The organism is Vibrio ostreae, assembly GCF_019226825.1.
Lineage (GTDB): Bacteria > Pseudomonadota > Gammaproteobacteria > Enterobacterales > Vibrionaceae > Vibrio > Vibrio ostreae.
In genome coordinates, this window is record NZ_CP076642.1 from 77,599 (window position 1) to 101,189 (window position 23,591).

Annotated in this window: 22 protein-coding genes and 2 pseudogenes; 16 read left to right on the plus strand and 8 right to left on the minus strand. The window is 49.1% G+C overall.

Annotated elements, in window-relative coordinates; translation table 11 throughout:
• Positions 1-189: 189 nt before the first annotated feature.
• Together KNV97_RS00340 and KNV97_RS00345 are read left to right on the plus strand one after the other, a co-directional pair.
• Positions 190-573, plus strand: coding sequence for a DUF1090 domain-containing protein (locus KNV97_RS00340; RefSeq protein WP_218561822.1), 384 nt, complete (start codon positions 190-192; stop codon positions 571-573).
• 525 nt (positions 574-1,098) lie between these two features.
• Entirely contained in the window at positions 1,099-1,281 is a 183-nt protein-coding gene (locus tag KNV97_RS00345; protein WP_218561823.1) for a hypothetical protein, read from the plus strand.
• Between the two features lie 45 nt (positions 1,282-1,326).
• On the opposite strand, the gene KNV97_RS00350 is transcribed toward KNV97_RS00345, so the two are convergent.
• On the minus strand, positions 1,327-1,671 hold the full coding sequence (locus KNV97_RS00350; protein WP_218561824.1) for a DUF3316 domain-containing protein: 345 nt from the start codon (positions 1,669-1,671) through the stop codon (positions 1,327-1,329).
• Between the two features lie 144 nt (positions 1,672-1,815).
• Positions 1,816-2,238 carry an Hsp20 family protein gene (locus tag KNV97_RS00355; RefSeq protein ID WP_136486910.1) on the minus strand — a complete coding sequence of 141 codons (423 nt, stop codon included), beginning with the start codon at positions 2,236-2,238 and terminating at the stop codon, positions 1,816-1,818.
• 313 nt (positions 2,239-2,551) lie between these two features.
• Between KNV97_RS00355 and ompW the strand changes: the two genes are divergently transcribed.
• Entirely contained in the window at positions 2,552-3,193 is a 642-nt protein-coding gene (gene ompW / locus KNV97_RS00360; protein ID WP_218561825.1) for an outer membrane protein OmpW, read from the plus strand.
• A gap of 68 nt (positions 3,194-3,261) precedes the next feature.
• On the opposite strand, the pseudogene KNV97_RS00365 reads toward ompW, so the two are convergent.
• Positions 3,262-5,318 (minus strand): annotated as a pseudogene (locus KNV97_RS00365) (alpha-amylase).
• 207 nt (positions 5,319-5,525) lie between these two features.
• Here KNV97_RS00365 and KNV97_RS00370 point away from each other — a divergent pair.
• Positions 5,526-6,125, plus strand: a complete 600-nt coding sequence (locus KNV97_RS00370) for a hypothetical protein (protein WP_218561826.1) — start codon at positions 5,526-5,528, stop codon at positions 6,123-6,125.
• Here the strand turns inward: KNV97_RS00370 and KNV97_RS00375 are convergent.
• Positions 6,070-6,486, minus strand: a complete 417-nt coding sequence (locus KNV97_RS00375) for a helix-turn-helix domain-containing protein (RefSeq protein WP_218561827.1) — start codon at positions 6,484-6,486, stop codon at positions 6,070-6,072. The genes KNV97_RS00370 and KNV97_RS00375 overlap by 56 nt on opposite strands.
• A gap of 94 nt (positions 6,487-6,580) precedes the next feature.
• Between KNV97_RS00375 and KNV97_RS00380 the strand changes: the two genes are divergently transcribed.
• The gene (locus KNV97_RS00380) at positions 6,581-7,489 is read left to right on the plus strand and encodes an aldo/keto reductase (RefSeq protein ID WP_218561828.1); all 909 of its coding nucleotides are present in this window, start codon (positions 6,581-6,583) and stop codon (positions 7,487-7,489) included.
• A gap of 151 nt (positions 7,490-7,640) precedes the next feature.
• On the opposite strand, the gene KNV97_RS00385 is transcribed toward KNV97_RS00380, so the two are convergent.
• Both KNV97_RS00385 and nadE read right to left on the minus strand, forming a co-directional pair.
• Complete coding sequence (locus tag KNV97_RS00385; protein ID WP_136486897.1) at positions 7,641-8,966, minus strand: anaerobic C4-dicarboxylate transporter; 1,326 nt, start codon at positions 8,964-8,966, stop codon at positions 7,641-7,643.
• A 312-nt stretch (positions 8,967-9,278) separates the two neighbouring features.
• Entirely contained in the window at positions 9,279-10,109 is an 831-nt protein-coding gene (gene nadE, locus KNV97_RS00390) for an ammonia-dependent NAD(+) synthetase (RefSeq protein WP_218561829.1), read from the minus strand.
• Positions 10,110-10,214: 105 nt separating this feature from the next.
• Here nadE and KNV97_RS00395 point away from each other — a divergent pair, with 105 nt between their 5' ends.
• Positions 10,215-10,727: a nicotinate-nicotinamide nucleotide adenylyltransferase gene (locus KNV97_RS00395; protein ID WP_136486893.1), complete on the plus strand. Its 513-nt coding sequence runs from the start codon at positions 10,215-10,217 to the stop codon at positions 10,725-10,727.
• A gap of 26 nt (positions 10,728-10,753) precedes the next feature.
• Positions 10,754-11,251 carry a hypothetical protein gene (locus KNV97_RS00400; RefSeq protein WP_256611643.1) on the plus strand — a complete coding sequence of 166 codons (498 nt, stop codon included), beginning with the start codon at positions 10,754-10,756 and terminating at the stop codon, positions 11,249-11,251.
• A gap of 105 nt (positions 11,252-11,356) precedes the next feature.
• On the opposite strand, the gene KNV97_RS00405 is transcribed toward KNV97_RS00400, so the two are convergent.
• Positions 11,357-13,354: a methyl-accepting chemotaxis protein gene (locus KNV97_RS00405; protein WP_218561830.1), complete on the minus strand. Its 1,998-nt coding sequence runs from the start codon at positions 13,352-13,354 to the stop codon at positions 11,357-11,359.
• Between the two features lie 278 nt (positions 13,355-13,632).
• On the opposite strand from KNV97_RS00405, the gene KNV97_RS00410 reads away from it, so the two are divergent.
• Positions 13,633-13,977 (plus strand): HopJ type III effector protein, encoded by a 345-nt coding sequence (locus tag KNV97_RS00410; RefSeq protein WP_136486891.1) that lies wholly within the window; start codon positions 13,633-13,635, stop codon positions 13,975-13,977.
• A 135-nt stretch (positions 13,978-14,112) separates the two neighbouring features.
• Here KNV97_RS00410 and KNV97_RS00415 read toward each other — a convergent pair whose 3' ends face one another.
• Complete coding sequence (locus tag KNV97_RS00415; protein WP_136486889.1) at positions 14,113-14,421, minus strand: cysteine-rich CWC family protein; 309 nt, start codon at positions 14,419-14,421, stop codon at positions 14,113-14,115.
• A 161-nt stretch (positions 14,422-14,582) separates the two neighbouring features.
• Between KNV97_RS00415 and KNV97_RS00420 the strand changes: the two genes are divergently transcribed.
• The 8 genes and pseudogenes from KNV97_RS00420 to KNV97_RS00455 all read left to right on the plus strand — a co-directional run bounded on the left by KNV97_RS00420 (position 14,583) and on the right by KNV97_RS00455 (position 23,341).
• Positions 14,583-14,837: a hypothetical protein gene (locus tag KNV97_RS00420; protein WP_218561831.1), complete on the plus strand. Its 255-nt coding sequence runs from the start codon at positions 14,583-14,585 to the stop codon at positions 14,835-14,837.
• A 174-nt stretch (positions 14,838-15,011) separates the two neighbouring features.
• Positions 15,012-17,012 carry a HAMP domain-containing methyl-accepting chemotaxis protein gene (locus tag KNV97_RS00425; RefSeq protein ID WP_218561832.1) on the plus strand — a complete coding sequence of 667 codons (2,001 nt, stop codon included), beginning with the start codon at positions 15,012-15,014 and terminating at the stop codon, positions 17,010-17,012.
• A 221-nt stretch (positions 17,013-17,233) separates the two neighbouring features.
• Positions 17,234-18,011: pseudogene (locus KNV97_RS00430) on the plus strand (class II glutamine amidotransferase).
• A gap of 179 nt (positions 18,012-18,190) precedes the next feature.
• Complete coding sequence (locus tag KNV97_RS00435; protein WP_136486879.1) at positions 18,191-19,099, plus strand: siderophore ABC transporter substrate-binding protein; 909 nt, start codon at positions 18,191-18,193, stop codon at positions 19,097-19,099.
• A gap of 54 nt (positions 19,100-19,153) precedes the next feature.
• Entirely contained in the window at positions 19,154-20,092 is a 939-nt protein-coding gene (gene vctD / locus KNV97_RS00440) for an iron chelate uptake ABC transporter permease subunit VctD (RefSeq protein ID WP_136486877.1), read from the plus strand.
• On the plus strand, positions 20,082-21,032 hold the full coding sequence (gene vctG / locus KNV97_RS00445) for an iron chelate uptake ABC transporter permease subunit VctG (protein WP_218561833.1): 951 nt from the start codon (positions 20,082-20,084) through the stop codon (positions 21,030-21,032). The genes vctD and vctG overlap by 11 nt, the downstream gene beginning before the upstream one ends.
• 2 nt (positions 21,033-21,034) lie before the next feature.
• Positions 21,035-21,796 (plus strand): iron chelate ABC transporter ATP-binding protein VctC, encoded by a 762-nt coding sequence (gene vctC, locus KNV97_RS00450; RefSeq protein WP_218561834.1) that lies wholly within the window; start codon positions 21,035-21,037, stop codon positions 21,794-21,796.
• A 354-nt stretch (positions 21,797-22,150) separates the two neighbouring features.
• Positions 22,151-23,341, plus strand: coding sequence for an acetate/propionate family kinase (locus KNV97_RS00455; RefSeq protein ID WP_136486871.1), 1,191 nt, complete (start codon positions 22,151-22,153; stop codon positions 23,339-23,341).
• Positions 23,342-23,591 lie beyond the last annotated feature (250 nt).

Consider the following 23,591-nt stretch of genomic DNA (forward strand, 5'->3'; position numbering starts at 1 on the left):
CGACTTTGCCGCAGCGTGGCTGCGGAACCGGGTAGCAGATTTTGGCCAATGAGTGACGGTGTGTCCCTGCCACTGCCGATGACAAAAGAAAAATAAAGGCATAGTTCTAATGTGGAATTTACGTTGTCCGAACTTAATCGGTTGTTGCTTGTGCCAGAATGCCTCTGATTTTTATCAAAGAGATATGGTATGAAGAAACGAACTCTAGTTACAGGACTGTTGGTGCTACTTCCGGTTTGTTCGGCCCTGGCAAAGCCTCAGCTTACCGGTTGTGCTGCAAAAGAACACGATATAAAGCAGCAGATTGAACAGGCTCATAAGCACAATAACCCGCATCGTGCCGATGGCTTGCACAAGGCTTTGCGCGAAGTTCGCGAACATTGTACAGACGAAAGTCTGCGCCGTGAGCGTCTGTCTGATGTTCACGAGAAGGAACATGAAGTCACACAGCGTCTTCGGGATTTGGATGAGGCTAAACAATCAGGTAATCCGGAAAAAATAGAGAAACGTAAGAAAAAGTTGAAAGAGGCCAGACAAGAGTTAGCTGAGGCGAAAGCAGAGTTATCAAAATAATTCACTGAAGTAATATGGACACACACCGGAGCAATATGGAGGCACACTGTAACAAGGCGTTGCCTGGGGTCGAGTGGCCATTGGCGCATTAAGGTGTGTGTCCTCGTAGGAAATGTCCTTTTTTCAAAGTCGCAGAAGGGGGAGAAACTCAGCGACGAATATGCTGATAACTTCCCAATTTATCTCGTTTCGCTGAGCCGTTATTTTCTGCATTCTCAACTTGCCAGTACGGCTAAAATCACTTTGTTACAGTAAATGTCATTAAGCACAGGGGCGATATCCGTCCGATGTGTCAGCAAGCAACACGGCAATGAGAGGGCAGCACGTCTCAGGCTCTGCCGGCCGCTGAACAGCAGCGTGAACTTGGTGTCGAGTTTGGCCGGATAAGGCTGATGCGAATTGAGTTCGAATTACCCGGAATAATCCACCCAATGACACCGGATCGTTGCTGAGTGTGCCATGATTAATCAAGGCGATGATTTGTTTAAGACAAAACGTTTAGGCTCATCAACATGGACAAATGTTATGAAAGAGAAACCAGGGAAAATACACAGCGCGGCCTGGGCAGTCGGCGGATGTACTCTGATTGGGCTGGGTGCCGGTTTAACTCTGTTGCACTATTCTGCGCTGGCGTTTGTTGGCACGTTGCTGGCTTGTATTGGTCTGGGGCTGGTTATTGCTGCGCTATTAACCCGCAAAAGCCAGTAACGCACAACTCAGTAAAAAAGAAGCGGCGGCAGGCCGTATACAGGTTCAGCGCGCAGATTGTCCGGTTGAGTATGCGTAATGTACCGTGACAATGCTTTGAAACTCGATCTGACCTGCTTGTGTTGAGACCGGTTTTACACTACGGCGTAACTGTCTGATTTCAATACCATCGCGACGATTTTGTGCGCTTTCGGCAGGTAAGACATACTGCAGAGCACTCGGTGACATGGTTTCTAACTGTTCGATCAGCTCGTCTCCTGCTTGGGATGCTTGTTTTTGCGTCGGATAACTGGCCGTGGTCAGATTGGTCTGCGGTGTGCCCACTCGAAGCCCGGATAAGGCTACGCTACTGAATAGCAGAGTGATTAACAATACGATGAGAGGTTTCATAGCAGCTCAAAAGGGTGATTCTTCATTTTGCTATTTTGGTCAATACTGCTGCATGCGGTGTTAGCGGACGGTCAAATCATCGGCAAATTATCCACAATAAAAAAGCGGCGTCTGTGACCACGCCGCTTGCAATATAAGTCTGTCTCAGCTGATATGGATGCGTTGGCTTTCTTCTGGTTTTCCCTCCAATTTCGGTACTACAACCACTAACACACCTTCTTCAAATTCGGCATAAATCTGTTTCATGTCCAGATTGTCGCCCAAAGAAAAGCTACGCACCATTTTGCCGTGATAGCGTTCTTTATGGATGACTTTATCATTCTCTTTGGTTTCTTCGTCTTTCGTTGTCGACGCTTCGATCGTCAACATACCATTCCGGCAGGTGATGTTGATGTCCTGTTTCGCCACGCCGGGTAAATCGGCAATAATTTCAAATGCTGTTTCTTTCTCAATAACATCGACACGTGGTGAGAAAGTATCTGCATCAAATCGTGGCCGAATTGATGGAAATGTATTATCGAATAAACGATAGATATCTGACCAAGAGTCACGCGGAATTAAGCTCATAACGCCCTCCTGTATGTGCCGTTTTTTACTCGCCTTGATAAGTGTAGAACGGCTTCAAAAGCTGGAAATTTAATTCGAATAAGAATTGATCTAAATCAATTTTTATTCGAATTTTCATAGTGATACCTATTCATTGCTCAGTGGTTGAGTTCTTGCTTAATTACAAATAAACGGTGATTTAATCCCCATTTTTTTATTTTTTAGCACAATTAGTTTTACAAATTGATTTCCATCAAAATAGTGTGGGCTTTATGTGCTACTGTGCGCAGCAACAAAAATTAAAAACCAAGCCCCAGAAAAAGGAATACCAATAATGAAAAAGACACTTTGCGGACTCGCAATCCTTTCAGCTCTAGCTTCAACCAACGTCCTGGCGCACCAAGAAGGTGACATCTTTGTTCGAGCTGGTCTGGCTGCGGTAGTCCCAAATGACAGCAGTGATAAGATCCTCGGTTCGGATGAAGAACTGGATGTCGATAGCAATACCCAGTTGGGTTTAACAATGGGTTACATGCTGACTGATCATGTCAGCGTGGAATTGCTGGCCGCGTCACCATTTTCTCATGACATTTCAACCGACTTAGGTGGTCTGGGTAAAATCGGTGAAACCAAGCATCTGCCACCAACACTGATGGTTCAGTACTACTTCATGGAACCAAATGCAGATTTTCGTCCTTACGTCGGTGCCGGTATCAACTACACCATTTTCTTTGATGAGAAGTTTAACTCGAATGTTGATGGCACTTTGAGCGATCTGAAACTGGATGATTCCTGGGGTCTGGCCGCGAACATTGGTGTCGATTACAAGATCAACGACAACTGGTTTGCTAACGCAGCGGTGTGGTACGCGAACATTGAAACTACAGCCAAATACAAAGTAGGCGGTGTGTCACAGTCTACTGACGTTGACATCAACCCTTGGGTATTCATGGTGGCAGCGGGTTACAAGTTCTGATCTTAGTCGGATGAATCAAGAAGGCAGCGTCAAGCTGCCTTTTTTGATCGCCAGTGGGTGTCACTGAATTATTCCGCCGGTGGTCGTCCTACATAGGCGGCAACGATCTTATCGTCAGCTAAAATACGCGAGAAAACGTAGGCGTTGTTGTTTGGGATCACATGATGCTTGCCGGCCCCGACCGCCGGATGACGCTGACGGAACTGCCCCAGATGTTGCCAGTGTCTGAGCAGTGCCTCTCGTTGTGAATCGAGTTGCCACAGCATATCGGAACGGGTGCCCTGATGAAAATCATCCCCATATGGGCCGACTTGCCGGGCGACCTCATCACCGTAGTAAACCTGGATCGCGCCGGGCGTCAGCAGCAAAGCATTCGCCGCGTTGCGCTGCATCTCCAGTGAGTTGAAGCGGCCAAAAAACAGTTCAGTATCATGGGAAGACATGTAACTGACCGGGTTGAAATCTGGTTGTTCGGCCAGTGTTTTAGCATAGCTGCTGTAAGTGTCCGCCATTTGGCTTAAACAAGCGGCGCCGTTATCCATACGTTTTTGTAAATCAAAATTGATTAAGGCATCAAACCCATCGTCAAAGTAGGGGCTGCGGTAGGCTGTGTGTCCCCAAACTTCGCCCATCATCCAAAATGGCAGACCTTGCTCGCCACGTTCGCTGCGCCATTGGCTGAGCTTTTCACTGGCTTGTTGTTTGAGGCGTTGCCACACTTCGCCTTCGACATGCTTAACCGTATCCACCCGGAAGCCGTCAATACCGAAACGTCTGACCCAGTCGCTCTGCCACTCAATCAGATAATCAGAAACATCATACCCGTCTCGGGCCACCACTCGGGTGCCAGGATTATTCAGTAACCATGGCGGCGGGGTGACATGTTGTCTTGATTCGGTGCGAAAATCGGGCAAACCAGCCAGAGTCATGCTGATGTCGCTGCTGCCCGGTTGCGGATAACCCGGAAGTCCGGCCCGCACCCAGGCGCCGCCCCACCAGTTTTTCCAGTTCGGACTCTGATAATCGATATTCTGATGAAAACTGTGCCAGTTTTGTCCCGCAGCGGGTGCCCAGTCACTCCATTTTGGCGGTAAACGCGCCGGGTCGACCACTTTAATGCCATCCAACTGTAAGTCAGCCAGTGTGGTGTAGCCGGCGTGATTGACCACTGCATCCAGCAACACTTTCATACCGCGCTGATGAGCTTGTTCGACTAAGGTTTTAAGATCGTCATCCACGCCAAAGTTGGCGTCCAGTTTGGTAAAGTCACGGGTCCAGTAGCCATGGTAGGCATAAAAGGGAAAGCGCCTTTGTCGCCGCCACCAACGAAACCATGCACCTGTTCCACCACCGGTGATAACCAGAGAGCGTCAGTGCCCAGGCTTTGAATGTAATCCAGTTTATCAATCACACCTTTTAGATCACCGCCGTGAAAGGTGCCGATCTCTTGTTCACCGTCTTTATGCCGGCCATAACTGTGGTCGTTTTCCGGATCGCCATTATTGAATCTGTCCACCATGACAAAGTAGATGTTGGCATTACGGTAATTAAAGTCATGCGAGGTCGGTGTGACGGGTTCGAGCAGCACCAGCCCGCCACTGTCAGCAGAGGGTGTGAGCCTGACCTGACTTTGGCGAACGGTGACGACCTGGCCACTGAATGTCTCTCGCAGCCGGGTCCCGTCGCTGAAGGTATCGCCCAGATTCAGAGTGACCTCACCGCCGGCATACACCTCGCAGCTGACATTCGGGACAGGGCGTTTGAACTCGGTCTTGGCGCTGTTTTTGGGCTGACGCACAAAGGTCAGAGTGAAGGCTTTAGCATCGTATTGAAACGCGTAGTCGCCACTAAAGCGTATTTTAAGTGGCAACACGGTAGCTGCATCACAATTAAGTGATACTGGCGTGTTGAATTTAACTTGCTGTTCTTCGGGCGCACGACAGTCGCCGGTCAGCCCGGTAACGGTCAGGGTATAGCTGTCTTTGGTGAGGGGAATAACCAACGGCTGTTCACTGTTGAGCGGGAAATCACGGCTGTTGGTTGTGGTGGCGATCGTCAGGTTTGGCATCGCTGATGCGGCCGGTGCCAGAGTAAGCAGTGCCATAGCCAGGGTACTGGGTTTCATGTCTGTTCAGGTCCTTGTTTCTTTTTAGAATTATTGCGCGTTAACCATAGCGGGCAAAAAACGAACTGACATCATTCTCTTGGCTACGCCCCGCACTATTGAAGCCGTTCACAGTTTTCGCTGTTCAGGGGCGTAGAGACGGGCGCTTGTCTGATCGGTGCTGGCGCGGCACACTGGGTTAAATGGGAAGGAACAGTGGGATGTCCGATGAAAAAGTGGTCTTTGATGCTTATTTTGTGGAGCAGTGGTGCCGCAGTTGTGTGGAGCCATGATGTGTTGGCTGTTCATCCGGATTTTTTACAGTCTTATCTGGAGGGGAGAAAGCAGGCTCTCGCCCCTGAGCAGTTGGCTCAACGTGCCGATTGGTTCGAATGCAGTGAGCAAGATACAGAGAAGAGTTGGTGCAGCGAGCCTTTTTACTACTACGCGACCCGGGTGTGGGCGCAGACAGGGGAAGCCACGCCTATCGCTCGTCCATCGCTGATTTTGCATTCTGACTACACTCTTCACAGCTGGAGTCAGCTCCAGCTCGGACTGCGCAGTGATGGTTTTGAGCTGCGCAAAGTCACTGTCGGTGAAGCGCGGTTCGATGTTGTGCGGCGTCTTCAGCACCAGACACCGCAGCAGGTGGATCGGGAGCTGATGCTGTTCATCAGCCAACATGCGCGCCAGTTTCCTAAGACCTTGTATTGGCAGGCGCGCTATGGATTTGCAGAGCTGCACAGCAACGCGCAGAGTGTACAACTGTTATTTACACAGGCTCCGGTGTCAACGCTTTGGGATGACGCTGCAGAAACGCAGCCATAGCGGTTTCGTCCAGATAGCCGTCGGCCTTTTTGTGCGCGCGCAGATACTGATAACCGGCAATCACCTGTTGCAGTTGCTCCTGCTGATTGGGTGACAGCTCCTGCCCGGTTACGAATTTATGGGCCAGAACGCAGGCCTCCATATCTACGACTTCAGCCTGGCGGTATAAATAACCACAGCCGGTAGCCAACCATTCGAGTGAACAATTGGCACGCATGGCAATTTGGTTGGCTTTACTCAGGCTGGGCTCACTGCCTTTGAGGTATTTTCTGATCAGTGCTTCTGAAATGTCCACCCGGCGGGCAAAACCGCTGATGCTTTCAGCACCTATTAATGTTTGTAATCGGTTTGCAAAACTCACAACTTCGTACTCCAGTTCGAACTTCGACAGTCTATCCGTTGAGGTCAGCGGAAAACAAGCTTAGGATGTCAGACAAAGAAAAAGGAGTACAACCATGGTTGCGAAAGTAACGATTGCCCCGCAAGGCCCGGATTTATCTGAGTTGGTACAGGGCTACTGGCGGTTAACGGAATGGGGTATGTCGCCTCAGGAGCGACTGACATTCCTCAAACAGCACGTTGAACTGGGTATCACCACTGTCGATCACGCTGATATTTACGGTAACTATCAATGTGAATCTCTGTTTGGTGAAGCGCTGGCGCTGGATCCCTCTTTGCGCGAACAGCTGCAGATTGTCACTAAATGCGACATTAAGCTGTGCAGCGATCAGTTCCCGGATCGTCAAATTAATCACTACGATACCAGTGCCGCGCACATTTATCAGTCAGTCAATAACTCGCTGCAGCGCCTCGGTGTGAGTGAAATTGACGTGCTGTTGATCCATCGTCCGGATGTGCTGATGGATGCAGATGAAGTGGCAGAAGCATTTACCGAACTGCATAAAGTCGGCAAAGTGAAGCACTTTGGTGTGTCTAACTTCAGTCCTTCGCAGTTTAATCTGCTGCAGTCACGCATCAATAAACCTCTGGTGACCAATCAGGTGGAGATTAACCCGCTTAATTTTGAAGTCGCCCATGATGGTACGCTGGATCAGATGCAAATGCTGCGCACTCGTCCGATGGCGTGGTCTTGTCTGGGCGGCGGTGCTATTTTCAACGGTGAGAGCGAGCAGGCGCAGCGGGTACGCAGCGTGCTGGAAGAACTGCGTGCAGAGCTTGGCGCCGAGAGTATTGATCAGGTGATCTATGCCTGGGTTCGCGCGCTGCCATCCAAGCCTTTGGCTATCGTTGGTTCCGGCAAAATAGACCGCGTCAAGGCGGCTGTAGCCGCGCTGGATCTAACGCTGACCCGCGAACAGTGGTTCCGGGTTTGGGTAGCTTCGAAAGGCCACGGTGTGCCATAGAGCGATAGGGTATCGATAGGGTATAAAGTTAAAGCCAGCCTCAACGGGCTGGCTTTCTGTTTATATCATCAGTTCACTGCTAAACATCCGCCGACTTTCATCAACTCGTGATGTTTTTCGCAATAAGATGTTCTGCTGTTTGGCTACACGGTCAGCCAATCACCATCTGACCAAGTATGTAGCCCATGCAACTGCCACCGATGACCCCGACCAGACCCGGAGCCATAAACGAGTGGTTGAAATACCACTTGCCGATTTTGGTGGTGCCGGTGATATCGAAGTTCACGGTTGCAATATCAGACGGGTAGTTCGGAATAAAGAAGTATCCGTACAACGCAGGCATCAGGCCGATGAGCAGTGCCGGTTCCAGTCCCAGCGCCAGACCAACCGGCAGCATCATTTTTGCCACCACAGCTTGCGAGTTAACCACTACAGAGACGACAAACAACGCCAGGGCAAATGTCCAGGGATATGCATTCACCATATCGATGATCCCGCTGCGAAACTGCGGCATCGCATACTGGAAATAGGTATCTGACATCCAGGCAATACCAAAGATAGCGATTGCTGCAACCATACCGGATTTAAACACCACGCCTTCCGGTACTTTCTTCGGCTCAACCTTGGCAACCAGCATGATGATACCGCCGAAACACAGCATCATCATCTGAATCACGGTTGCCATATTGATTGGTTTGGCATCGCCGATTTGGCGTACTTCCGGAAACATTGCAACCAGTACGATGACCAGAATCGACAGGATAAACAGCAACACTGAGTTCTTTGCCGACGCAGGCAACTGTTCGTTCAGCGAAGTGGCTGTCGTAGTTTCAATGCGCTCACGCAATACCGGGTCTTGTAATCGTTCCTGATAACCCGGGTCCTGATCCAGTTCTTTACCGCGGCGCAGGCTGTAGAGCGACATCAGTACGGTGCCAAACAGGGTAGCCGGTACCGTAACCATCAGAATGGAGAGTAAGGTGATGTTATGGTTGATGTTGGACAGCTCTGCCAGATAGTAAACCACAGCGGCAGAGATAGGTGACGCGGTAATGGCTATCTGTGATGCCACTGAGGCCGCTGCCATCGGACGTTCCGGGCGGATACCATTTTTCAGCGCCACATCACCGATAATTGGCATAATAGAGTAAACCGCGTGCCCGGTACCCAGTAGGAAGGTCATCGAATAGGTCACCAGAGGCGCGATGATGGTGACGCGTTTGGGGTTTTTACGCAGCAGGCGCTCAGCGACCTGTAGCATATATTTCAGCCCGCCGGCGGCTTCGAGAATTGAAGCACAGGTAACGACCGCCAGAATGATTAACATCACCGTCACCGGCGGTGAGGTTGGCGGCATCTTGAAAATAAACACTTCGATAACCAGACCGATGCCGGAAACAACACCGAGGCCGATACCGCCATAACGAGAGCCCGTATAGAGCACCAATAGCAGGAAAATAAATTCCATATACAACATATGAATTAACCTTTAGAACGAAACAGATGGGGTTATTTTCCGACGCATTTCACAAAAAATATGGAGAGTGCTTCACACATTGCAGGCGTACAAAAACGGAATGAAGGCTTTGGGAGTGTTGTCACGCTATTTGATTGATAAGTAATGATTTTTTGTTTTTTTTGTAGCAAAACTGTTGTAGCACATAAGGTGGGGTGTAAACAAAAGCCGGGCCGTAAGGACCCGGCTGAAAGAAACAGCCTAACACACTGAATAACGAGAAGTGTTTCGCTGCCGGACATAAGCTCAAACGCGCTATTGGCTGTGTTAGAGTTAGTCGTAGATGGTTGGGATCGGCTGACGTTTGTGCTGTGTCGCTTTGTAAATCGACACCAGACGATCGGCAACAGCAGGTGAGACAGCTTTGCCTTCCAGGAAGTCATCGATCTGATCGTAGGTCAGGTTCAGTGCATCTTCATCCGCTTTTTGTGGTGCCAGTTCTTCCAGATCGGCCGTCGGTGTTTTCTTCACCAGCAGTTCAGGTGCGCCCAGTGTTGCTGCAACCTGACGAACCTGGCGTTTGTTCAGACCAAACAGGGGAGCCAGATCACAGGCTCCGTCACCAAATTTGGTGTAGAAGCCGGTAATATTTTCAGCTGAATGGTCGGTCCCCAGCACCAGGCCACCTACGTAGCCTGCCACTTCATACTGTGCCACCATACGTGCGCGTGCTTTGACATTACCTTTGACAAAATCGATTTTAGCCGCTTCAGCAGGCATCAGTCCTGTGCCCGCCAAGGCTTCATGAGACGCTGCGTGCAGGCCGTCTACTCCCGCTTTGATATTGACCGAAACGGAATGGGTTGGCTGGATAAATGACAGTGCCAGTTGTGCTTCATCTTCGTCTTTTTGCGAGCCGTACGGCAGACGAACAGCAATAAACTGATAAGCGTTGCTGCCATGCTCTTTGTTCAGCGCGTCTACCGCCATTTGCGCCAAACGGCCGCAAGTGGTTGAGTCAACGCCACCGCTGATACCCAGAACCAGCGCCTTACAACCGGACTCTGATAGTTTGCGTTTGATAAAACCAACGCGACGTTCAATTTCGAATTGTGGGTCGATCACTGGAAGTACATGCATCTCTTCGCGGATAATTTGTTCCATTAGAGTTCCTTTTCCTGCAAGCAATAAAAAACTATCGTAGTATCATACCGCAAACATTCAATTAGAAAACCGTGAAAGCGACTTTCACACTGAATCGGGGAAAAGATGGACAAAATTGCTGTTTTTGGCAGCGCTTTTAACCCGCCGACATTAGGCCATAAAAGCGTGATTGACTCACTGGAACATTTCGACCGTATTTTGCTGGTGCCCAGTATTTCCCATGCGTGGGGTAAAGAAATGCTGAATTATGAGATACGCTGTAAACTTATTGATGCTTTCATTGGCGATTTAGCGTCAGATAAGTTACAACGTTGTTCGGTAGAACAGGATCTTTATCAGCCGGGCGAGAGCGTTACCACCTATGCGGTGCTGGAGCGCTTACAACAGCAGTTTCCCGATGCGGATATCACCTTTGTTGTTGGGCCGGATAATTTATTTAATTTTGGTCGGTTCTACAAATCAAAAGAAATATTACAACGTTGGTCGGTCATGGCTTGTCCGGAGAGAGTTCAGGTTCGCAGCACAGATCTGCGGCGGAGTTTAAAAGAGCGGGAGGATATCCGGCATCTGACAACGCCGTCGGTCGCTAAGCTTTTGCTTGAGCTCGATGTATATTAACGCCTGTTGGTGAATAGGAGTGGTTAATGATGAAAGTGTGTGTTGGGGTGGTCGCGCTTTTTTCTCTGCCGTGCCTGGCATCGGTCTGCGATGCTGATTTATCCATCGATCCGCTCCACCCAGTAGTAGATGATGTTGCCGTTTATACTCCGTGTGACAACTTTGACGAGCATTGGCAGCAGGGTAGTGAGCAGGCTTTGGTATTCGACGTTGAAACTGATACCCGCTCTCCGCAAAGCGGCGACTACTGGCAGGGTTGGCTGGTCAATGATAAAAATGACAGCAATCCGATTGTGACTCAACAACTCGAACACAGTTACCTTGGCCTCGGGCTGTGGGTTCCGTCCAAGCTAGTTGAGCAGGAACAGGATATGAACACGGAAGAGTGGTTGATCAATCATGGGCTGAAGTTCAGCCTTGGGTTTGGTGAACGTGAAAGCGGAGAGCCCAGAGTTCGCCTGGATTATCGCTGGCATGAAGAGTATCAGGCTGATTGGTTTATGCAGATAGAAGTACCGTTTTAGGCGCTGATATTGGCCAGGCGGGTACTGTTTGCCATCAAGCGGGCATGAATGAAAGACAAAAGGGCATCAGATGATGCCCTTTTTAGTTGCTGTTTGTCAGTCACATCAGCTGAGTTTAAACTCGCCCAAGGTTCGTTTTACCCGGTCCACTTCACCATGATAATTGCTGACGATGTTGTTCATATCTTGTGCTAACTGCCCCGTTTTCTGGGCGATTTCCGCCAGGATGTCGACATCTTTATCGACATCTTCGCTCGCTTTCGATTGCTCGATGGTGGCATTAGCGATGCTGGTAATGTGTGAGTTAACCTCATCAATCACACTCTCCAGCGCGGATACGCTGCTGGTTACGGTCGATACGGAATCAAAGGTCACGCTGGTAGCCTGATGACTCTTTTGCATGTTGTTGACCGCAATCGTCGTGTTATTGGTAATGTTGCCCAGTAACTGGCTGATGTGCTCTGTCGCGGCTTTACTACGCTGAGCAAGATCGCGCACCTCAGAAGATACGACCGCGAAGCCACGCCCGTGTTCACCGGCGCGCGCCGCTTCAATGGCGGCATTCAGTGCCAGCAAGTTGGTTTGTTCAGAAATGCTGTTGATTGTATCAACAATTTTGCTGACACTTTGCGCATCTTTTTCCAATTCGGTCATGCAGGTCTGAGTCTGTTCTATCTGCTCAACCAGGGCCTCGACAGCCTTGAACGAAGACTGACTTTGCCCCTGGCATTCGACCACGCGCTGGGTCATTTGTGTGGTTTCTTCCAGCGCACGTTCCGATGCCTGGGCGATTTCGACACTTGACTGGGCAAGCTCGGTCATGGCTGCGGCGATATTTTCACATTTGGCAGTGGTACTGCTGCTGCTTTTACCGAGATCTTTCGCACCCTGGACGATGTTTTTCAGCCGTTCGGCACTGTGGTTATTGGTTTGAGTCACGTCAGCCAACAATTGACGAATATTACTGATAAAATCGTTAACACTGGTCGAAATCTGGGAAACTTCGTCATTGCCTTCCGCTTGCAATGCCACGGTCAGATCGCGCTTTGATGCCATGTTGTGTATGGTTTTATTCAGTTGTCCGACTCGCTCGCGCAGTGATGCAACAATGCTGACCAGACTCCAGATTAAAACAATACCCACGACAATACTCACCACCAGAATGAGCTGCTGATTGGTTTGGGCACGGTCAGCCTGGCTATCGGAAATGGTAACCATCTGTTGTTGGAGATGGTTGCGTAGTTGGTTAATCAGCTTGATACGTTCTGTCGCTGCGCCAAACCATTGTGATGGTTCAGGCCCTTGCAGATTTTCCAGGCTATCGACTTGGTCGAGATAAGAGCGTTGAACTTGTTCGACATTTTTCCAGGTGTTACTACTTTTCGCCTGATTCAACTCGCTGATAAGTGTAGCGGGCAAGATGGTCATAGCTGTACGTTCAGCGTATTGACCCGAATCAATGTAACCTTTCACCGCCGTATACTGCGCCGGTGAAGATGCCTGACGCGCGAAAGCGCCATTGAGTGCCCCCCGAACCTGTCCGGCTCGCTCTTTCATGACCACCACAGATAGCATCGCACTACCAAGCTTTGCCACTTCCACATCATCAATGGTGGACAACAACACTTGTGAGTCATCAATAGCCAGTTGGTTCAAATTGGAATAGTAAGCAAAAGACGAAATCTGAGGTTGCAGGCTATCGACCTGACGGCGTACTTCCGTCAGCTGAGCTAACTGTTTGGCGACATCGGATTTGAGTTTATCTGCCAGGCTGGTGTTAATGTATTGCGGGTTGAAATTAAGCAGCGCCTGAGCGTGTTTATCTGATTCAATGCGTTGCTGACTCAACTGTTCTACCTGAGCGCCCTGACCCTTGGAGCCTAACACGCCGGCAGTGAGGCCGCGTTCCAGTGCCAGGTTATGGGCGAGGTTATCGTAGAGCAAGATCAGTTGCACCGTCTCTTTATCGTGGTGGGCTGTGTCAACTTTGTTATTTAGGTCAATCACATTTAAAGTCGCCAGTGCCAATGCGAGTAACATCGGCAGACCTGCGATGACGGTAACCACTTTATACAAAGGAAAACGCTGTAATAGTTTTTTCATGTGTCCTGCCGCCTTATTAACGGTTATTTCAACGACGCTGAAACCGGATGAATAGTATGTGTACTAGCACAATAAAAGCCACAAGCGCACTATAAAAGCAATAGATTTATGTGCATAAAGTGGCACCTTATGACGTTAAGCAAATTACAATCTTGTTTATGCAAATGATATTCCTGTTTAAGCAAGTTACGTTTCGGTTTACGCAAATGACATTCCGGTTTGCATCGTGACGAATTTTATTTAGACTGCCGGTTTTCAATCAAACAGGATAAGAATCCATGGAACTGAATGAGCTATTGACTCAAATTGCCGAGCAGCCAGAGCAAGTGGCATTTGCTGATGTGATCAGCGTGATTGACGCGAACTATGATTTCACCCCAACGGCTTTTGAAAATGGCGACTTGCACAACGAAGCCAACCAAAATAACGGCTCATGCAAAATCTTTTCGTTTGCTAGTTTACATACCCTGAGTCCGGAACAGACTCTGGCTTGTTTTGGCGATTTCTACCGTAAAGATGTACTCGGGCATCCGGATAATGATGATCATCAGAACATTCGCAACTTTATGCAATATGGCTGGGAAGGCGTGAAGTTTGCAGCCAAGGCTTTGAGTGTAAAATAACGCGCGTCAGAATATTGAAAAAGGAGGCTAAGGCCTCCTTTTTCAATGGTGAGCAATTCGCTATAGGCAACGAGTGCGTTGAGGGACGTGGTTCATGAAAGGCATAAGGTAATGCCTTTCATCGGTTGAACAATACTAAGCAATCGGCAGCGCAGACAGACAGTGACGGCACAAACAGGCTTGCTGTTTACGCTCTTGATTGCTTTCGCGCGTTTCCAGTTCAAAACACCAGCAGGTACTTTTACCGGCACTGATGTCACAGTGCGCCGCATCGCCGCAAGCAGGGCAGTCATGAGTCGCACTTTCCCGGGATAATTGCTGCATGACAGCGTCACGCTCGGCATCCGACCACTTTCGCCACTGGATAATTTCTGGCATGGTGCGATGGCAGCCTGAGCAAATTCCGCCATTATTTTTGCAGGCGGCAATACAAGGGGTTTTCATGGTAATCGAATCGTCAGTCAAGTTGTCGGGCAATATACCTTAACTCATCGTATTCCCCAACCCGAATGGCGTTTGCGCTGGTGTATCATTATCCCTTGCTTTTGTTACGGGGAATGTCTAGTATAAATCTAAATGAAAATTATTATCGTTAAGGTGTTTTGATGTTACCTTTCATTATTGCATTTGTATTTATGCTGGCTTTGGGTAAAAAGCTGATGGTGCCAGACCGTTGGCTGGTGGTACTCAGCGTGGTTTTGTTGCTGTGCTATTTGACCACCTCACTGAGTGCTATTCCTGTGTTGATAACCTTGTTTGTTGCGGCGCCATTTCTGATCCCGATTCGTTATTCGGATAAGACCCATGCTTTGTTTGGCTTGTGTGTGGTATTGCCTTTGGTGGGGGAACTCATTTACTAACTGAAGAGCCAAACGATGATTGACCTTTGGCTTTTTAATAAGCAATTGTTCAATGTTTGATGCAATCTGTTTTATATCATAAGGTTACCTATTTACAGTATTTCATCCTCTTCGGTTTCTCTTGTCGGAGTTTGACGCTATAGTGTCGTTCTAAAGTTGTACAGGAGCTTATGGATGAAGCTAACAATTTCAGGGAAGTTGCAACTCAGTTTTTTGTTGCTGGCCCTTTTGTTTGTCGCGTCAGCGGCAATGACCTACCGCAGTATCTCAGTGCTGGATAATCACGCCCAGTCTCTTCTTAATTCTGATTTGCCGACCGTTGACACCAGTCGTGGTATTCAGCAATCGGTCCAGGCCAGTTTATCGACCGTACGGGCTTATATGCTGCTCGGTAGTAATGAAGCCAGTGCGGAACGCCTTAAACAGCAGTTAAACCAGATTGTTGTGCAGACTGATCAATCGTTACCCGTTCTCGAGCCGTTGATCGACCAGCAAGACTATCAAACCGTGGTCAAACAATGGCAAGCGGTGAAAGCATCAGTAGAGAAGATCGTTGAGTTAGCCCACAGCGCCAAAAACCTGCCAGCTCACAATTTGTTTACCAACGAAGCAGCCCCGATAGCCGAAGTGGCTCTGGATCAGTTACAAGGGCTGATCAATGCCGAATCTTCGAATAAGGAAGGCGATGAGCGCAAGCGCTTGTTTAAGGTTTACGCCGACAGCTATAACTCTCTCGCGAATGCACTTTCAGCGATGCGCGATTTTCTGTTATACGGGCGCAGTGAATATCTCGACAAGTATCATGATTTCATTAAAGCTCATAATCAGTCGGTCAGTGAAATTGACAGTAAACTGAACCTGCTTAATGACAGTGACCGCTCGCTTTGGGATCTATTTAAAGAGATGCAGCAGTTGTTTTTCCCGCTGGCTGATCAGGTGATCGAACTGCGGCAGTCTCCGGACTGGAACTTTGCCCATCAGGAGATGGCGAAAACATTGCTGCCAGCGGCAGAGAGCCTGGATAGTGCCTTAGAAGCCGTTGTTAAAGCCCAGCAGTTGAAAGCCGACGAGAGCGGCGAGGGAATCGAAGCGTCTATCAGTCAGGTGCTCAGCGTGCTGGTCACTACCTTGATTCTGGTTATTGTCGCGGCGCTGGTGATTTCCGGTTACATGGGGCGCAGCATTGGCCGTCGCGTGGCGGGTATTTCCGCTCGCGCACAATTGATTGCGTCCGGTGATGTTTCTCAGCCGCCGCTGAGCGTTAACGGAAATGATGAACTGTCTGCTCTGACCGAATCGATCAACCGCATGAATGTTTCCTTAGCGGGTATCGTGCAGGGCGTGACGGACAAAGCGCAGCGTGTCAGTGAAAGTATGGGCGCTTTATTGCAGTCCAATCAACATACCCTGTCGCAGGTGAAAAACCAGCAACAGCACATCAGCGCAATGGATGCAGAGTTATCTGATGTCAGCCAGTCGACCGCACACACTTTACAGCAGGCACAGTGTTCAATGGTCGCTCTGGCCGAATCACAGCGTGAAATCGCTGAGGGTAAGTCGTCACTGGCGCTAAATAAAGAGACCATGAATAACCTGCACCAGACCATTGAACAGGCTAACCGGTTAGTCGGGCAATTGAGTCAGGAGAGTGCTGCTATCGGTAAAGTGACGGAAGTGATTGAAGGTCTGGCCGAGCAAACCAATCTGCTGGCTTTAAATGCGGCGATCGAAGCCGCCCGCGCCGGAGAGCAGGGGCGGGGTTTTGCGGTGGTTGCTGATGAAGTGCGCCTGTTGGCAACACGCACGACGGCATCAACCAGCGAAATCAATCAGATTGTGCAGGCGATTCAGTCCTCGACCGCTGCTGTGGTCAAAGAGATCCAGCAGGGGCAGCAGATTGCCGGAGTCGGTTCGCAACATATTGAAGAAGCCGTCGTTAAACTGGAATCGACCACCAATCAGATAAGTCAGCTTAATCAGCAGATGGTGGAACTCACTCATGCGTCAGAGCAGCAAACCCAGGCGACGCAGGCCATCACGCATCTGATGCAGCAAGTGAATCATGCGGTGGATGATGTGGCGGCGATCAGCAGTCGTTCGACCCAAACCTCGCAACAGGTGCAAGAGCAGTTTGCGGCACTGGATAAAGATATGGCCCAGTTTAAGCTGAGTTAAAGTCGGTTCAAAAACGGCTCAATTGCCAGTAAGTAGTATGCAAAGCGGCTTACCAATATACTGGTAAGCTGCTTTACTATTTGTCGGGTGCATGTCTTCTCGTCAGCAGCCTGGCTGGATGAACGTTGGGTCGGCAGAAGATAATCTTGCCCGGCGATATTGCCAGCAAGGTGGAAACGTGGTTTAGTAAAGACCTCTCTATTTTAAGGGCTATCACCTTTATGTGTCGCTGGCTCGCCTATCAGGGCAACCCTATTTATCTTGAACAACTGGTTTATCAACCGGAGCATTCGCTGGTTCATCAAAGTCTCGAAGCGCGCAAAGCTGTGACGCGTGTTAACGCCGACGGCTTTGGCTTAGGCTGGTATACCGAGCGCAGCACGCCGGGTACTTTTCATGAAGTTCTGCCAGCCTGGGGGGGATGACAATCTTAAGTCGCTTGCCCACCATATTCGCTCACACCGCTTTATGGCTCATGTCCGCTCTTCGACCGGAACTCAGGTGTCGCGCAGTAACTGCCATCCTTTTGTGCTGGAGCAGTGGATGTTTCTGCATAACGGCCAGATTGGTGAGTTTGAAAAGGTACGCTATACCCTGGAATGCATGCTGCCGGAGTCACTTTATGTACAGCGCAAGGGGACGACAGACAGTGAGCTGATCTTCTTGCTGATGATGAAAAATGGCCTGGCTGTCAATCCGGAAGCGGCTATCCGGCGTACGGTGAATGAGATTGAACAGGCGATGGCAATGAAGGGGATTACTACCCCGTTTAAAGCGTCGATTTGCCTGTCAGACGGCGACCAGTTCTGGCTGGTACGTTACAGTTCGGACCTGCACCCGCCAACGGTATTTATCAAAGTGATGGACGATGACATCGTATTGGCTTCCGAGCCTTTGGATAACAGTACCGGTTGGAGCCTGGTTGATCCGCAGACGATTACCCACGTCGCAGGCACAGACCTAACAACGCAGGTGATATCTTCACCACGAGCAGCTTAGTTTCTGCATAGGATCTGGCGTTTTTTTAACGTCAGATCAACATCTTCCCTGTTTTACACAGATTTACAATCCTAAGTCGGTTATCTCAGTTGCGGTAGGGTGGGTAACTGGGTATAGTTGCCACATCTTAATGCGAATGCTTCTCAAAATATATCGCAATGATTAGTAAAAGGAAGATTATGAAATCCGTTATCAGTTTGACGTCTCTGGCTTTGGTCCTGTCTTTTTCAGCCCATTCTGCAGAAGTGACTATTGAACATCAGATGGGTAAAACCACTCTGGAACAGAAACCTCAACGTGTTGTTGTGATTGGCTTAGGCGCGCTGGATGCGGTCGACAGCTTTGGTATCAAGCCGGTGGCTGTCTCTAAAGTGCCACAACTTCCGCCGTATCTGGATAAATACCACGGTGATGATTACGCACAGGCTGGTTCTCTGTTCGAGCCGGATTTCGAGTCTATTTACACCCAGAAACCAGATTTGATCATTGTGGGTTCACGTGCCGCAACAGCCTACGATGAGCTGTCTAAAATTGCACCGACCATCGTTTTTGCTGTCGATGACAGTAAAGGTTACTGGGAAAGCACGCAGGAACAGTGGCATAACCTGGGTAAAGTGTTTGATATTGAACCGCAAGTTGACGCTAAAATTGATCAACTGAAGAAAGAGATCAAACAGGTACATGATTACACTGATCACCATACCGTGGATGCCCTGACGGTGATGAGCTCAGGCGGTAACCTGACCACGTTTGGTAAAGACTCTCGTTTCTCTGCTATCTATCGTGATTTTGGTTTTAAAGAAAACACCAAGGTAAAACAGACAGGCAAACATGGTGATCTGATCTCTTACGAATTTATTCGTGAGCACAACCCGCAGACGCTGTTCATCATTGACCGTGACAAGCTGGTTAACAAAGGCGTAAGCCACACCCATGAAGAGTTTGAAAATGATCTGGTGAAAGCTACGGATGCTTATCAGAATAAACGCATGAAGTTTTTGGATTTGAACGCCTGGTACATCTCAGCCGCTGGTGTTAAAGCCACCGAGCAGATGGTGGCAGACATGAAAAATTCTGTTGGCCTTTAATCATGTGTAACGGTGTCTGCCCTTAGGGCAGGCACTGGCAAGCCTAGGTTAGTTGTGAAAAAATTATTGCTCGTTTTTGTAATTGTGAGCCTGTCTTCACTGTTTGTGGGGGTGGGCAATTTGTCGTTTGTAGGCCTGCTAAGCGGTGATGCCGAAAGCTGGAATCTGCTTGTTACCAGCCGTGTACCGCGTTTGCTGGCGGTGTTACTGGCCGGAGGCGGACTAAGTATCGCCGGCCTGATAATGCAGCAGGTCAGTCAGAACCGATTTGCTGCGCCTTCCACTTCCGGCACCATCGAATGTGCCATGCTGGGGTACGTCTTAAGTCTGGTGATATTTGGTGATGGCAACAACCTTTGGTTGATCTTTGCTGTCGCGATGGCCGGAACCCTGGTGTTCGTGCAGTTTATTCAGCGCATTCAGTTTAAAAATGCCATTTTTGTCCCTTTGGTCGGCATCATTTTTGGTAATGTGGTCAGCTCTGCTGCGACCTTTATTGCCTACAAATTCGATGCGATTCAAAACCTCTCCGGCTGGGCAGTCGCGAACTTCGCCAACTTGTTGAAAGGCAATTACGAACTGCTGTATATCGCGGTTCCGGTCGCGATTTTCAGCTATCTGTATGCCGCACGTATTTCTGCGGTCGGTATGGGCAAAGATTTTGCGGTTAACCTCGGCCTTAACTATCAGCAGGTTCTCATCATTGGTGTCTGTCTGGTTTCGGTGATGTCGGCGACTGTCGTAATGATTGTCGGAGAGTTGCCGTTCCTGGGGCTGATTGTGCCGAACATCGTCAGTTATTACTATGGCGACAATTTGCGTCTCAACATTCCTCGCACCGCTATTTTTGGTGCCTTGCTGGTACTGCTGTGTGATTTGTTAGGGCGTGTGATCATTTTCCCTTATGAAGTGCCTATTTCTATGATCATCAGTATTTTTGGTGGTTTTGCATTTATCGCTCTTATCCTGCGAGGTCAGCGTCATGCAGGATAAAACCAAACTGACGGCGATGATTGCCCTTGCCGTCGTATTTGCTGCATTATTCATTGGTGTCGGATTAACCGCCGATAATTATGAGTATTTCCTGTCGCGCCGTGTGCCGAAAGTGTTAGCTATTGTGCTGGCCGGCATCGCAATCGCACAGTCTTCATTGGCGTTTCAGACCATCACCCACAACCGTATTCTTACCCCGAGTATCATGGGTTTTGATTCCCTGTACTTGTTTGTACAGGTGGCGATTGTGGCACTGTTTGGTGGGTTGAGCAGCTTCGCTATTAATGCTTATCTGAATTTTTCACTTTCTGTTGCGGCGATGATGGGGTTCTCGGCCCTGTTATTTACTTTTTATTTCAGTAAAGAGAAACGTAACCTGATGGCGCTATTGTTGATGGGGGTGATTTTTGGTCAGCTGTTCTCGAATATTGCATCGTTTTTGATCATGCTGATGGATCCGAATGACTTTGCGTCCGTTCAGGCCAATATGTTTGCCAGCTTTAACAATGTAAAAGTGAGCCTGGTATATCTGGCAACGCCGTTGCTGTTAGGCATAGCCTTGTTATTGTTCCGAATGCACCGCGTGCTGGATGTGTTCTGGCTCGATAATGATAATGCAGTCAGCCTTGGGGTAGACGTTCGCAAAACTACCCGCCAGGTCCTGCTGCTGAGCGCGGTTCTGATTTCAATTTCCACCGCGTTGGTGGGGCCAATTATGTTCTTCGGTATCCTGGTGACGAACCTGACCCGGGAATGGTTTAAATCTTACCAGCATCGTGTGCTGTTGATTGCCTGTTCTGCCATGTCTGTTCTGGCTCTTTTGGCCGGGCAGTGGATGGTGGAAAAAGTGTTCCATTTCGGGACCACACTAAGTGTCATCATTAACTTCGTTGGCGGCATTTATTTCCTTTCTCTTCTGATTCGTAACAAAGTGGTTTAGCTATGATTCTACTCGATAAACTGACGAAAAAATTCGGCCAACATGCAGTGGTAAAAGAGGCCAGTGCGGAGTTCGAGAAAGGTAAAGTCACCTCAATCATCGGCCCGAATGGGGCAGGTAAGAGTACCTTGCTGTCGATGGCCAGCCGCCTGGTCAATCGTGATGCCGGTAAAGTGTGGATCGATAGTAAAGAACTGGTGGACTGGGATACCAAAGCCCTGGCGAGAAAACTGTCGGTGTTGCGTCAGGCGAACAGCTTAACCATGCGTTTTACAGTGCGTGAGCTGGTGGCCTTCGGGCGTTTCCCATACTCGCAGGGCAAACTGGATGCGAACGATCAGCAGTTGATCGACCAGTCGATCAACTACCTTGATTTGAGCACGATTCAGCACAAGTATCTGGATGAACTGAGTGGTGGTCAACGCCAGCTTGCGTTTATTGCCATGGTGATTGCGCAGGATACCGACTACATCTTCCTCGATGAGCCGCTCAACAACCTGGACATCAAGCATTCGCTGCAGATCATGGCAACAATTCAGCGTCTGGCCCATGAGCTGAATAAAGCCGTGGTGGTTGTTATTCACGACATCAACTTTGCTTCCTGTTATTCGGATTACATCATTGCACTGAAGAAAGGCGAAGTGGTTGCAACGGGTAGTGTGGAGTCTGTTATTCAGGAAAGTGTGCTGAGTGAAATCTACGAAACCCCATTCCGGGTGCTGGAGATCGAAGGCAAGCGCATGTGCTTGTATCACACTCACTAAGCATGATGACAGAGGCACAAGGCGGTGATTTTTCGCAACCGATTCTATGCCGACATTTTCAATCGAAAAGCCAGTGGTTCTGCCACAGGCTTTTTTTCGTTCTGATGATCCATTTTACGCGTTACTGGTCGGGCAAGACACGCTCCATTAAGAAATGCAGTTAAAAAATAGTGACATATGGAAATATTTCTACACTCGAAAAAAATATTTTGTTGTCAAAGATCAACAAAATTTCGTTTTCATCACACAAAAAACTAAAACAAAGTTGAAAGATTCAAAAATTATTGAATAATAGGGCCAGCAAACGGAGAAGCTCAGGCTTCGCAAATTTAGTCGGAAACAGGATACATCCCCATGTCGAACTCGTACGTGCTGGTTATCAACTCAGGCAGCTCCTCACTTAAATTCGCGGTCATTGATTCACAATCGGGTGACGCCCTGGTCTCAGGTCTTGGTGAATGTTTTGGTTTGCCAGAAGCTGAAATCAGCTGGAAATACCAAGGTGAGAAAACCGTCGAAGCGATCCCGGCAGGAGGCAATCATCACCAGTATGCGGTCAATCGGGTGGTAAGCTTGCTGGAGACCTTGGGGCTGACTTCTCAGTTTGTCGCTGTGGGTCATCGTATCGTGGCTGGTGGCGAAACCTTTAAAGGTACGGTCAAAGTGGATGAAGCGGTGATAGAAGAAGTTGAACGCCTGGCTGAACTGGCTCCGCTGCATAACAAAGCCAATGCAACCGGTATGCGCGCTGCAATGGCTGCGTTCCCAAACCTGCCACAGTTCGCTGTTTTTGATACCGCCTTCCACCAAACCATGCCACCTAAAGCCTTTATCTACGGCCTTCCTTACGAGTTATATGAAGAACAGAAAGTTCGCCGCTACGGTGCCCACGGTACCAGCCACTATTACGTTAGCCGTGAAGCGGCCAAGATGCTGGATAAGCCGGTAGAGCAGAGTAACTTCATCACGGTTCACCTGGGTAACGGTGCGTCGGTCACTGCCATTAAGAATGGTGAGTGCGTTGATACCAGTATGGGTCTGACTCCGCTGGCTGGTTTGATGATGGGAACCCGTTGTGGTGATATCGACCCAAGCGTGATCGAATTCCTGTTCCGCAAAGGCTGGCAGCAAGACGAGCTGTTTGACATGCTCAACAAGAAATCAGGTTTCCTTGGCGTCTCCGGTGTGACCAGCGACGCGCGTGGTGTGCTGGAAGCGATGGAAAAGGGCAATCCGCGTGCCCGTCTGGCATTTGAGATCTTTACCTACCGGGTCGCGAAATACATTGGTTCGTACATGGTGGCGATTGGTGAAGAAGTCGATGCGATTGTGTTTACTGGTGGTATCGGTGAAAACTCACTGCCAATTCGCAGCGAGATTCTTAACTACCTGAAAGTGTTTGGCTATCAAGAAGATGCCAAAGCGAATGCTGACGCTCGTTTCGGTCAGTCTGGCGTGATTACCGCCAAAGACTCCAAACTGGCGGTTGTGATTCCGACTAACGAAGAATTTGTGATTGCCCAGCAGTCAGTGGCCATGCTGTAAGCGTATGCGCTGATTGGTAAACAGATACGAAAAAGCGAACCTCAGGGTTCGCTTTTTCGCTGTTAAATTTAAAGTTTATCCCTGTTACACCGACTGACTATCGGTGTGCTTTATCCAACGACTGCTCCGCACGGCCCGGATTCCTGCTACCCACTGGCAGTTCGAGTTTTTGTGTTATTCCAGCCCGGGCCAGCGCACCCACAGGTCCAATACCGGACAGTTGCCGCGCAACCATATAGGTTGGTTTGAT